The sequence below is a fragment of the Paenarthrobacter sp. genome, from assembly GCF_031180005.1.
Taxonomy (GTDB): Bacteria; Actinomycetota; Actinomycetes; order Actinomycetales; family Micrococcaceae; genus Arthrobacter.
This window is the reverse complement of the sequence record NZ_JAPSHI010000017.1, coordinates 62,180-74,383: the sequence shown is the minus strand read 5'-3', so window position 1 is coordinate 74,383 and position 12,204 is coordinate 62,180. Positions and strand designations below refer to the sequence as shown.

9 protein-coding genes are annotated in these 12,204 nt (G+C 63.0%); 6 read left to right on the top strand and 3 right to left on the bottom strand.

From position 1 onward, the window contains the following. The first annotated feature begins 14 nt into the window (after positions 1 to 14). On the top strand, positions 15 to 890 hold the full coding sequence (gene rsmI / locus RIF72_RS13485; protein ID WP_309075407.1) for a 16S rRNA (cytidine(1402)-2'-O)-methyltransferase: 876 nt from the start codon (positions 15 to 17) through the stop codon (positions 888 to 890). A gap of 160 nt (positions 891 to 1,050) precedes the next feature. After that, complete coding sequence (locus RIF72_RS13480) at positions 1,051 to 2,532, top strand: NAD-dependent succinate-semialdehyde dehydrogenase (protein ID WP_309075382.1); 1,482 nt, start codon at positions 1,051 to 1,053, stop codon at positions 2,530 to 2,532. A gap of 146 nt (positions 2,533 to 2,678) precedes the next feature. Here the strand turns inward: RIF72_RS13480 and RIF72_RS13475 are convergent, their stop codons facing one another. Genes RIF72_RS13475 through RIF72_RS13465 form a run of 3 tightly spaced genes read right to left on the bottom strand, consistent with a single transcriptional unit; the run spans position 2,679 to position 7,736 of the window. Further along, positions 2,679 to 5,174, bottom strand: a complete 2,496-nt coding sequence (locus RIF72_RS13475; protein ID WP_309075381.1) for a DUF3488 and transglutaminase-like domain-containing protein — start codon at positions 5,172 to 5,174, stop codon at positions 2,679 to 2,681. Beyond that, on the bottom strand, positions 5,171 to 6,634 hold the full coding sequence (locus RIF72_RS13470) for a DUF58 domain-containing protein (RefSeq protein ID WP_309075380.1): 1,464 nt from the start codon (positions 6,632 to 6,634) through the stop codon (positions 5,171 to 5,173). The genes RIF72_RS13475 and RIF72_RS13470 overlap by 4 nt, the downstream gene beginning before the upstream one ends. Positions 6,635 to 6,647: 13 nt before the next feature. Beyond that, positions 6,648 to 7,736: a MoxR family ATPase gene (locus tag RIF72_RS13465; protein ID WP_309075406.1), complete on the bottom strand. Its 1,089-nt coding sequence runs from the start codon at positions 7,734 to 7,736 to the stop codon at positions 6,648 to 6,650. Positions 7,737 to 7,932: 196 nt separating this feature from the next. Between RIF72_RS13465 and RIF72_RS13460 the strand changes: the two genes are divergently transcribed. From RIF72_RS13460 to RIF72_RS13445, 4 genes are all read left to right on the top strand, one after another. After that, entirely contained in the window at positions 7,933 to 8,829 is an 897-nt protein-coding gene (locus tag RIF72_RS13460; RefSeq protein ID WP_309075379.1) for a TatD family hydrolase, read from the top strand. Positions 8,830 to 9,120: 291 nt separating this feature from the next. After that, entirely contained in the window at positions 9,121 to 10,290 is a 1,170-nt protein-coding gene (locus RIF72_RS13455) for a transglycosylase family protein (RefSeq protein ID WP_309075378.1), read from the top strand. 26 nt (positions 10,291 to 10,316) lie between these two features. Next, the gene (rsmA, locus tag RIF72_RS13450) at positions 10,317 to 11,198 is read left to right on the top strand and encodes a 16S rRNA (adenine(1518)-N(6)/adenine(1519)-N(6))-dimethyltransferase RsmA (RefSeq protein ID WP_309075377.1); all 882 of its coding nucleotides are present in this window, start codon (positions 10,317 to 10,319) and stop codon (positions 11,196 to 11,198) included. Further along, a complete protein-coding gene (locus RIF72_RS13445; protein WP_309075376.1) occupies positions 11,195 to 12,187 on the top strand; it encodes a 4-(cytidine 5'-diphospho)-2-C-methyl-D-erythritol kinase in 993 nt (330 codons plus the stop codon). Before rsmA ends, RIF72_RS13445 begins: the two co-directional genes overlap by 4 nt. The last annotated feature ends 17 nt before the right edge of the window (positions 12,188 to 12,204 follow it).

Below are 12,204 nucleotides of genomic sequence, written 5' to 3'. Positions count from 1 at the left end.
CCTTCAACGACGACCTGGATGAGTCAGCCGCTGCCGCTGATTCCGGTGCAACTCCCGGCGTCGGCAGGATCGTGCTTGCCGCAACACCCATCGGCAATGTGGGCGACGCATCCGCGCGCTTGGTTGAACTCCTTGGCACCTCAGACATTGTGGCTGCAGAGGACACCCGGCGTTTGCACCGGCTGGTAACGGCGCTGGGCGTCGAGGTCACCGGACGCGTCATCAGCTACCACGAGCACAATGAAGTGGCCAAGACTGGTGAACTCCTAGACCACGTGCGCGCCGGCAAGACCATCCTGATGGTCAGCGACGCTGGCATGCCCGCGGTTTCCGACCCGGGTTTCCGTTTGGTGGAGGGCGCAGTTGCCGCCGGACTAACAGTAACTGCCGTTCCCGGACCCTCTGCGGTGCTGACGGCCTTGGCGCTGTCCGGCTTGCCCACCGACCGCTTCTGCTTTGAAGGATTCCTGCCGAGGAAGTCGGGGGATCGGAACTCACGTCTCCTTGACCTCGCAAACGAACGCCGCACCATGGTCTTCTTTGAGGCCCCACACAGGCTTGAGGTCATGTTGCGCGCACTGCACGAGCGCTTCGGGGCCGATCGCCGTGTGGCCGTGTGTCGCGAGCTGACCAAGACCTACGAGGAAGTCATCCGCGGCACGTTGCGTGAACTGCTGGAGTGGGCGGAGAACAACGAAGTACGTGGCGAAATCGCTGTGGTGGTGGGCGGTGCACCCGAACAGGAACCCGGCAAGCCTGAGGACCATGTCGCCGCGGTGAACGAACTCATTTCCCAAGGTATCCGCTTGAAGGAAGCTGTGGCCGCAGTGGCCGACGATGCCCGCGTCAGCAAGCGGGAGCTTTATTCGGCAGTCCTCGCGGCGCGCTGACGGACGCTGTGCAGCTGCACAAAACGGCGGCCTTGTGGCAGTGCGTGAAGGCGTAGACACTGCTTCTCGGGTGGCAGTACCGTGGCAGTAATTCAAGCCACTTCCGGCAACGAACCCCAGTGGTGCAATTCTCCAAAGCACCCTAGACGAAGGAGTCGCCATGACTGTCACGGTTGAACGCGAAAGCGAACTGCTGGCTTCCGTCCCTACCGGCCTGCTGATCAACGGTCAGTGGCGCCCGGCTGGTTCTGGAAAGACCTTTGATGTTGAGGACCCGGCCACGGGCAAGGTCCTGCTCAGCATCTCCGACGCCGGTGCTGAGGACGGCGCTGCCGCGCTCGACGCCGCTGCTGCCGCCCAGGCTGATTGGGCCCGCACGGCACCGCGCGAACGCGGTGAAATCCTGCGCCGCGCCTTCGAATTGGTCACCGAGCGCGCCGAAGACTTCGCACTGCTGATGACCCTTGAAATGGGCAAGCCCCTTGCCGAAGCCCGCGGTGAGGTCACCTACGGTGCCGAGTTCCTGCGTTGGTTCTCCGAGGAAGCAGTCCGCGTGTCCGGCCGCTACTCCGCTGCTCCTGATGGCAAGAACCGCCTGCTCGTGCAGAAGAAGCCGGTGGGCCCCTGCCTGCTGATTACCCCGTGGAACTTCCCGCTGGCCATGGCCACCCGCAAGGTAGCCCCCGCCGTCGCTGCTGGTTGCACCATGGTGCTCAAGCCTGCAAACCTGACTCCGCTGACCAGCCTGCTCTTCGCTCAGGTCATGCAGGAAGCCGGTCTGCCCGCCGGTGTCCTCAACGTCATTCAGACCTCCACCGCCGGTGCCGTCACGGGTCCGCTGATCAAGGATGACCGTCTCCGCAAGATTTCCTTCACCGGCTCCACCCCGGTTGGTCAGGCCCTGATCCGTGAAGCCGCGGATAAGGTTTTGCGCACCTCCATGGAACTGGGCGGCAACGCCCCGTTCGTGGTCTTCGAAGATGCTGACCTGGACAAGGCCGTTGAAGGTGCCATTGCCGCCAAGATGCGCAACATGGGCGAGGCTTGCACCGCCGCGAACAGGTTCATCGTGCACGAGTCCGTGGCTGATTCCTTCGCGGAGAAGTTCGCCGCCAAGATCGGTGCATTGACCACCGCTCGCGGTACGGAGCCTGAATCCAAGGTTGGTCCGCTGATCGACGGCAAGGCCCGCGATGGCGTTCACGCCCTCGTTTCCGAAGCCGTAGCGGGAGGTGCCACAGCCGTCACCGGTGGTGCCGCCGTCGAGGGTCCCGGCTACTTCTACCAGCCCACCGTGCTGAAGAACGTCGCAGCCGATGCCCGCATCCTGCAGGAAGAGATCTTCGGGCCGGTAGCGCCGATTATCACCTTCTCCACCGAGGATGACGCTGTTCGCCTGGCCAACAACACCGAATACGGTCTGGTGGCCTACGTCTTCACGAAGGACCTCAACCGCGGCCTTCGAATCAGCGAACGTATCGAGACCGGCATGCTCGGCCTCAACGCAGGCGTCATCTCCAACGCCGCTGCACCGTTCGGTGGCGTCAAGCAGTCCGGCCTGGGCCGCGAAGGCGGTTCTGAAGGCATCGAAGAGTACCTCTACACCCAGTACGTAGGTATCGCGGACCCTTACGCCGACTAGGCCGCACAGGATCCGGTCCGCCGCTCTCGCAACAAGAACGGTTGACATACGCAGGGGCCCGGCCCCGGAACCATAAGTTCCGGCGTCGGGCCTTTGCTTTACCGCGGGTTGTCCTGACCGCGAACGGATCTGAACCGGGCCTGAATCTAGCGGCGCTGGGGGAGCAGGCCCCTGAATCTGTGCCACCACCGGGCAACCGCCCGGCCCAGGGCCTTGCCGAGTCTTCCAACAGCCCGGAACGGCGCCCCGAGCGCATGGACCCAGCGCTGCATCATCGACGGCGGCAGCCAGTCAGCGCGGAAGCGCACCAACCACCGGGCATTGTTTCGCAGCGCCTCACGGACGACGGCGATACGGCCCGCCGCTGCCGGCGCCGGCGTTGCCATGCGACCGTAGCGTTGCCGTTCGAAATCCGAGGTGAGGGAAGCGACTGCTGCGTGCGCGGCGTCGTCGAGCCCTCCCGAGTCTCCAAGAGCGGCACTGGAGCGCAGCCGGACGGAGAAGTGCCGGGGCGTCTCGCTGGGTGTCGATGGCACGCCGTAATCGGTAGCGAGGTCCTGCAGCTCCTCCCACGCAAGTACGGGGGAAGGATCCTTGAAACCAGGGATGCCGGTCTCATCCGGAGGTTTTTGGTTCAGCCGGCGTCGCCGGAGGACCGTCCGGCTCAGCCTCGGGGACCAGAGGAATCCGGCGAGCAGCAACACCCCGGCCGCCGCGGCGGCGATCGCGGGGAGCGGGTTGGTAGTGGCTGAACCCGCCGAAGGGCTCTCCACCCCGGGAATCGGGACGGGCGCTGCTGCCGGCGGGGCGGGGGTTGTGAGGACTTCTTTCTCATCTGCGTTGGTGCTGAGATTACTGGGAACAGAGGATTCCGTGGCGTATTCGGGGACGACGCCCCGCGACGGCGTTGGTTCAAAGGGAACCCAGCCCAGGCCCTCAAAATACAGTTCGGGCCATGCATGAGCATCCCGGGCGTCTACCTCGTACTCCGGGAAGGAACCCTGGCCGACCAAAGCCACGGACTCGCCCGTGAGGCGGCCAGGCGCGTACCCGACGGCAATGCGGCTCGGAATGCCTTCGGCCCTCGCCATCACGGCCATGGCTGAGGAGAAATGAACACAATAGCCGCTCTTCACTGCAAGGAAATCAGCCAGGACAGAGAGGCCATTACCGTCATAGCCGTTCTGCACAGGAGCTTGCAGGGAGTAGATGAACTCGCCGGAACGCAGGTACTTCTGGAGGGCCAGCGCCTTGCCGTAGTTGCTGCCCGCGGATGCCGTAACGGTATCGGCTGTTTGGCGCACGATGTCTGGAAGGTTGCCCGGGATCCTCAGGAAGTCTTCTGAAATGCCCTGCGGAACGGAAGTGGCTTGGGACAGGGACTCTGATGTGATCCTGGGGGCTGCGGAGAAGACGACGTACCGTTGCGCACGGGTGGTAGTCTCCGTGCTCATGATGCTCAAAGTGGCCGGATCCCATGTCCAGCGGCCGTTGAGGCCGTTCACCGAAGCCGGAGCAAACGGGGCAGGAAGGTAAGGGCTGGTGAACAGGCCTGCGTTGACGGAGGTCACGGCATTGACCACCTCGCCTTGGACGGCATACCCCGTCTCGATCCTGTCCGCACCTACGCGGCGCTCGCCTGCACGATCATCCGGAGCCCAGGTTTCGCCGTCGAAGTGGTCAATGGTGACTGACCTCAAATACAGGGGTGCGTTGGCGCTCGTGGCATACGTGATGCGACCCGAACCGGTAGGACTCCTGAGGCTGTTGCCCAGGGTGATCATGGGATTAAGCCCATTGGAGGTGCCCCACGGGCTGAGCCGTGAACCCTGCGGAAACGTGCCGGTCTCGAAACCCGGTATGGCCAAGGGCACGGTCATGGTCAATGCCAGTGCCAATCCACCAGTGATGACTGAGCGCCTGAACTGGCCGGCACCACGCCCCGAACCGGACTGGAGCCTGGCATCAGGGGCGAACCAGTGGCTGCACCCAAGGATGAGCAAATAACCCACGGCCGCGCCGATGAATCCCGCTACTCCCACGCTCTGCGGCTTGATGGTGGCCGGAACCACCATGACCGCCAGCAGGCCGATGCCGCTGGCCGCAGGCATGGAAAGTGGGACGGCCAAGGCATCAATGAGGATCACCAGAAGCCCCAGGCAGGCACACACAACGAAGACGATTCCAGCGTTTGGTGCCACCGGCGCGCTTTCGGACACCACGGTTTCGGCGGCCCGTTTGATCAGACGTCCGACGGCGGTGAAGGTTTCGGTGGTAGGAATAAACCCCGCCAGGCTCTCCTGGCGGCAGAAGATGAAGCTGAGCACAGCTGCCAAGGTGGCAAAGGAGCCCAAAGTCGCGATCAGCGGCTGGGCCCGTAGCGCCCGGAGGACAGCAAGCGTCAGTGCCACCACTACCACGGTGGTGATCAGCGGCATGAACCAGGCCCAACCCCGGAGGACACCGTTCAAGGACAATGCCGCACCAAGCACAGCAACCACCACTGATCCTGCCATGGCCCATGGATAGGGCCCTGGACCCGGGACCTGAGGCCGGGACGGCTTCGTGGACGAAGGCGCGCGGGCAGTTCCACCCGGTTGCGTCGGAGCGCTGGGGGAGCCCTGGTGGGATGTCGCGGTCATCGTGGCACCGCCGCTCCACGCCGGACGTCCATGGCCGCGTCGGCGGCTGCTACGATGCCGCCAGCATCGAAGGCTGACCAGGCAGCCGTCAACTGGGTCTTCGATGTCACAGCTGCTGCCTTCCAGCCGGCGAGGCGCAAGATCTCAAGTACTTCCTCGTTGTTCCGTGAAGCATCGGTCATCACCAAGGCAAAGGCGTTGGCGCCATAGCCGGCCGCCGGGGCGAGCGTCCTTGCCTCGGCATGCGTCAGGTTACCTACCAGGGCAAGCAGGGGACCGCGCAAACGGTGCGCTGAGAGTTTGTCCATGAGACGGTCGTTAAACGGCGAATCAGCTTCCGTGCCTGCCGGACCGGGGGAGCCCTCTTTGTGTTGGGAGATTTGGTTGCGCTCTGAACTGTGCTCCGTCCTCTGGTGCTCCAGCCTGTTGTGCCTCGGGCCGCCCAGCTCCACTGCTGCAAGACTCTCTGCGATGGCTTGAAGGCCGCCCACCCCCGCGAACTCCTCCATTTCCGGGTCCGGTGCTGACCGCGAACGATGGAACGCCGGGCTGCCAAATGCGTCCAGGAGCCGCAGCGAATAGCTGCGTTCTGCCAAGTGCGCGGCAATGGAAATCGCCGCCGTGACCATCCACTCGAAGTTCGCATTGGTGACAAGGTCCGAGTCCTCATCATGGCTCCCGAAGACAGAATTACCTCCGGCGGCAAAGGCGGCGAATCTCTGGTCAAGGATGAGAGTGGCCTCAGGGGTGGTCACCGACTCCTCCTGCCGCACCATGAGCTGGCCATGGCGGGCAGTAGCTGCCCAGTGAACGCGGCGCATGGGATCACCGTGCCTGTACTCACGGGTCATGATGTCGTCGTCGCTGGGATTGGCCCGGATACGGGTCGCCGTCACGCCATCGTTGCCACGCGCACCGGCGAGGCCCGTGACGGGAAGTTCGACGGCGGCGGGCGTCACTGTGAGGATGTCGCCGTCGTCAATTGCATGTCGCCGCAGCGATAAGCCGAAAGGGTCACTGAACTCTGCAGTGACCGGACCGATCCGGAACTGTCCACGCTTGCCCGAGCGCAAGTGATATTCGTAGCGGCTGGTGCCTCCGGAAGCTGATCGGGCGGGAAAACGGAATGCGGGTGGCTCACCGAAGCGGGGAGGCAACTGCTCCTCCATGATCACGTGCCCCGTGGAAAATGACGACCGGGCAACAGCGAGGCGAACGGTCGTGGTGCCTGACGTCTCCACCGTGGACGGATTGAACTCCCGGTACACCTGGAACTTGGGTTTGAGCACCCGGACACCGGCAAGCGCCACCAGCGGAAGGAGAAGCAAGAGGACAGCCAGAGTCAAGAGGTCACGCCTGCCCATGACATAGGCGCACCCCAGGGAAACGGCCCCGGCGGCCAGAAGCCCCCAGCCACGGTTGGTGAATAGGTGTTTGGGAAGCCGATCCATGAGCGCCATACCGGCATCTCTCCTAAACGCTGTGCCTATCCCTGCGCCATGCGCCGGGCGGTTCCTGGGCCACGGGTAAGGAAGCGAAGATGCCCCGGAGAATGCTCTGCGGCGTATCGCCCGAACTCGCAGCCTTGCGGTCCAGTATGATCCGGTGGGCGAGCACCGATTCGGCCACGTCCACTACGTCATCCGGGAGGACGAAATCGCGGCCATCCAGTGCCGCCGTTGCCTTGGCCGCACGGAGCAGTTGCAGCAATGATCGGGGGCTGGCACCAAGACGGAGCCGTGCACTGTCGCGGGTCGCCCGTCCAATGGCCACGGTGTACTCCTTAATGGCAGTGGAGACATAAACCTGCTGGACGGTGGCGATCATGGCGGCCACATCGGCGGCCGTAACTACAGGCGTCACCTTAATCAGTGGCGAGGACGCCTGATGCGTCTCCAACATCTCAATCTCGGCGTCCTTATCCGGGTAGCCCATGGAGATCCTGGCCATAAAGCGGTCACGTTGTGCCTCCGGCAGCGGGTACGTGCCTTCCATCTCGATGGGGTTCTGTGTAGCTACCACCATGAAAGGCAGTCCCAGCTGATACGAATGGCCGTCCACAGTTACCTGGTGCTCTTCCATGCACTCAAGCAAGGCGGACTGGGTTTTGGCCGAAGCGCGGTTGATTTCGTCGCCGATCACGATGTTCGCGAACACGGCACCAGGCCGGAACTCGAACTGCCGGGACGACTGGTTATAGATAGACACCCCGGTGACGTCGGAAGGGAGAAGGTCCGGGGTGAATTGAATGCGGGACACCGTACAGTCAACAGTGCGGGCCAGCGTCTTTGCGAGCAACGTCTTGCCGACCCCCGGCACGTCCTCCAGCAGGAGGTGCCCCTGGGCCAGCAGCACAGTTAGCGCGAGCTTGGCGGCGTCGGCTTTTCCATCGATGACTTTGTTGATGGAACCAAGGATGCGCTCGCTGGCATCGTGGAACCGTTCCGCATCCATGACGTGCGGCTTGTGCCCATTGAGCCCCGCGCCGTCACGCGGCAGGGAACTGTAAGCCTCGCCCTGAACAGGAGAAGGTTCAACGGTGACTTGTCGCTTGGACTCCATGAATTGCCCTTCAGCCATGGCCGTGCCAGTAGCTGTCTTCGCTGAGTGCTGCTGGTGTTGGCCGCTTGTCCGTTCCAGACTACCCAGACATTGGCCTGCGCTAACATACTGCTCCGGAATTTATGTGCCAAAGGGAATTTATGCTTCGCTCCTCCTGGGCGCCCGGGGAGGACCGCGGTCCGATTAAGGTGGAAGCATGTGCAATTCCCTCGCTCCCGCACCTTACCGGGCGCCTTCCGACGCAGCAGACGAAAAAGACTCACGCCGGGAGTACCCGCCAGCGCCCCAACCACTGCCCGTGCCCGTGATGGACAACCACACGCATCTGGACTTTAGGCACGGCTTGATTGAGATCTCGATCCGGGACGCGATGGACTCCGCGGAAGCCGTTGGTGTGCAGGGGGCGGTCCAAGTGGGCTGTGACCTCGAATCCTCCCGGTTCACAGTGCAGGCGGTGGAAGCTGACCCCCGGCTACTCGGTGCCGTAGCAATCCACCCCAACGATGCCCCCGAATATGCGGCGCGTGGTGAACTGGAATCGGCGCTCACCGAGATCGAGGCGCTGGCCGGTCATCCGCGTATCCGGGCCATCGGCGAGACAGGGCTGGATTTCTTCCGAACCCACGGAGAGGGGCTCGCCCATCAGCGGTACTCCTTCCGGCGGCACATCGATATCGCCAAGAGGCTCGGGCTGACGCTGCAGATTCACGACCGGGATGCCCACGACGACGTAGTGCAGGTCCTGCGGGAGGAAGGTGCCCCGGATCGCGTGGTATTTCACTGCTTCTCCGGAGATGAGGAACTAGCCCGGATCTGTAACGAAAACGGCTGGTACATGTCCTTCGCCGGCACCATGACGTTCAAGAACGCCGGGAATCTCCGCGCTGCCCTGGCCATTGCTGAACCCAGCAGGATTCTGGTGGAAACCGATTCGCCGTTCCTCACGCCCCATCCCCACCGTGGGCGGCCGAATGCGAGCTACATGGTTCCCTATACAGTCCGGTCCATGGCTGACGTGACAGGAGATGACTTGGCCGAACTCTGTTCGCGGTTGTCCAAAAACACCCTGAATGCCTATGGTTCATGGGCCTAAGCCCCCTCTGTCGACTACCAGGAGCGCCCCCACCGTGGATACCCGGTATGCACCATTCTTGGTTCGTTTATAACGGATCGGTTACTGTGTTAAACAAGTAGCCGGGGTCGGGGAAGGCCTTCGGACAACTGCGCCGGTTGATTCCGGAGCAATCAGTTGAATGTTTTTTGGCGGCGCAGATGCCGGCAGCAAGTGTAGGACCAGGCTTATCGCCTGGCCCTCCGTTTTTGCGGTCGGCATTACTTTTGCGCTTTTCCCCGTGCCCGGATGGTCTGAGAGTAATGGGCGATCGTGATCAAGTTCTTCACAACGGATGGCAAGTTCAGTTTCCTCAAAGTAGGTACCCAGTTGCTGGTGGTTGCAGCGCTGGTGGTTGGTGTCGTGGCCTTTGTCGGCAACAACAAGACCGTCACCCTCAACGTGGACGGCAAAGTGAGCTCCATCCAGACCTTTGGCGGCACTGTTGACCAAGTGGTCAAAGCAGCCAAGGTCGAGTTGAAGGACGCAGACCGCGTTTCCCCGGCTCTCGACGCGCGGATCGAAAACGGATCCGTAGTGAACGTCAACCTGGCCAAGGCAGTGTCCATCGAACTGGACGGCGCCCGGAAGACCGTGAACACCACAGCACCTGACGTTGCAGGCCTGGTGAGCGAACTCGGTGTGGCAAGTTCCTCCGAAATCTCCCAGCCCAAAGAAGCGTCCTTGGAAGTAACAGGATCCTTCGTTTCCATCTCCACGCCCAAGACCATCAGCGTCGTAGCTGACGGCAAGGACACCAGCACCACCACGACGGCGAACGACGTCGCCACCGTGCTCAAGGACACCGGAATCACGCTCGGCGCCAACGACCGCATCTCCCAGCCGGGCAATGCCCCCATCGTCCAGGACATGGTGATTAAGGTCTCCCGCGTGGACACCAGCAAGACCGCCGAAGCCACCGAAGAAGTACCCTTCGAAAGCGTGAAGAGTGATAGCGCTGAACTCTTCAAAGGTGAAGAGAAAGTGACTCAGGAAGGCGTGGCAGGGTCCTTGGTCAAGACCTTCAAGCTGGTCCTCGTGGACGGCCGCGAAGCGTCACGCACCCTGGTCTCCAGCAACGTCGCGACCGAGCCGGTGACCGAAAAGATCAGCGTCGGCACCAAGGCCCGCCCCGTCCCCACCCCTGCCCCGCAGGCAGCAGCCGCAACCGCAGCGCCCACAGCCAGTGGCCCCACCGGTGCACCGAACGAAGCCATGTGGGACAGGATTGCACAGTGTGAATCGGGCGGAAACTGGTCCATCAACACCGGCAACGGCTACTACGGTGGCCTTCAGTTCTCCAGCCCCACCTGGCTTGCCAACGGTGGTGGAGCCTACGCTCCCAACGCCAGCCTTGCCACCAAAGCCCAGCAAATTGACATCGCCAACCGCCTCTACGCCAAGAACGGGCTCAGCGACTGGGGCTGCGCCCACGCAGCCTGACCCCGCACAGGCGATACGATACCTAGGTGACTGAACCGAATTCCGAACCCGCCGCCGTCGCGCCTTTGATGGGCGCCACAGACATCCGACGGCTCGCCGAGGAAATCGGTGTACGCCCCACGAAAACTCTGGGGCAGAACTTTGTAATCGACGGCAACACCATCCGTAGGATTGTGGCCGCAGCAAACATTGGCGACGACGAAACCGTGCTGGAGGTGGGCCCCGGGCTTGGCTCCTTGACACTCGGTTTGCTGGACGCGGCCAAGGCTGTGGTCGCCGTCGAAATCGACCCCGTGTTGGCCGAAAAGCTACCGGCGACTGTGCGCGCCTGGCGGCCCGGGGCGGAGGACAACTTCCACCTGGTGTTGTCGGACGCCATGAAGGTCACTGAGCTGCCTGTGCCACCCACCGCGTTGGTGGCCAACCTGCCTTACAACGTGGCCGTTCCCGTGGTGCTCCACCTGCTGCAACACTTCCCCAGCCTCCAGCACGGCTTGGTCATGGTTCAGGATGAGGTTGCAGATCGCCTGGCCGCCACACCTGGATCCAAGATCTACGGTGTCCCGTCGGTCAAGGCAGCCTGGTACGGGCATATGCGCAAGGCCGGCGTTATCGGGATGAACGTCTTCTGGCCCGCGCCGAAGATCCATTCAGGCCTGGTTGCCTTCACCCGGCACAACCCCCCGGAAACGCATGCCACGCGTGAACAGGTATTCGCCGTCATTGATGCTGCCTTCGCGCAGCGGCGGAAAACGTTGCGCGCGGCACTCGCCGGTTGGGCCGGGAGCGCCGCCGAAGCGGAGCAGTGCCTCGTGGCCGCCGGTGTTGACCCCACGGCACGCGGCGAGGTCCTGGACATCCATGCCTACGTCAGGATCGCCGAAGCCCGCCACCCCGTGGACGCATGAACCCGGGTAACCGCAAGCCAAGCAGCCTCCCGTTTGTGGGGGATCGCTTTCATGCCCGCACGGTTCGCGTCAAAGCCCCGGGCAAGATCAACGTCTCCCTGAGCGTAGGACCGTTGCGGCCCGACGGATACCATTCGGTGGCCAGCGTGTACCTCGCAGTCTCCCTCTACGAAGAAGTGGCGGCCACAAGTACTGAGGCTGAAGGAATCACTGTCAGCATCAGCCCGGACAGCACACTGGACCTGGACGGCGTGGACATCCCCTTGGACGAGCGCAATCTCGCCTACAAGGCTGCGGCCATCATGGCTGAAATGTCCGAGAAGCCAACCGGCGTGCACTTGGAAATCACCAAGCGTGTTCCCGTGGCCGGTGGCATGGGCGGTGGCTCTGCAGACGCCGCCGCCACGCTCCTGGCCTGCGATGCGCTCTGGAACAGCGGCCTCTCACGCGAGGAACTGGCGCATCTGGCAGCCGAGTTGGGCGCCGACGTGCCGTTCTCACTCCTGGGAGGCACCGCCGTCGGGCTTGGGGTGGGAGATAAACTTTCGCCCGCACTGGCCAAGGCGCAAATGGATTGGGTGCTGGTCTTTGCCGACTACGGACTGTCTACTCCCGACGTGTTTCGCACCCTTGACGGGCTTCGGGACTCAGAAGGCATCGAGATTCCCGAGCCCGTTGACGTGGATCCCACCATCCTCCAAGCCTTGCGGAACGGCGACCCCGAAACCCTCAGCCGTGTGCTGATCAATGACCTCCAGCGGGCCTCCATTACGCTCGCACCCCAGCTTCGCGACACTATTGGACTGGGTGAAGCGCGCGGTGCCCTTGCCGGCATGGTGTCAGGCTCAGGCCCCACCATTGCCTTACTCGCCCGTGATTCCGTATCAGCCAGCGTCCTAGCCGAAGAGCTGGCACACCGGGGTCACAATGCACTGGCGGTTCACGGTCCCGTGCCCGGCGCCCGGATCATCTCCGATACCCTCCTTTAGTACCCCGCATTTTTTGT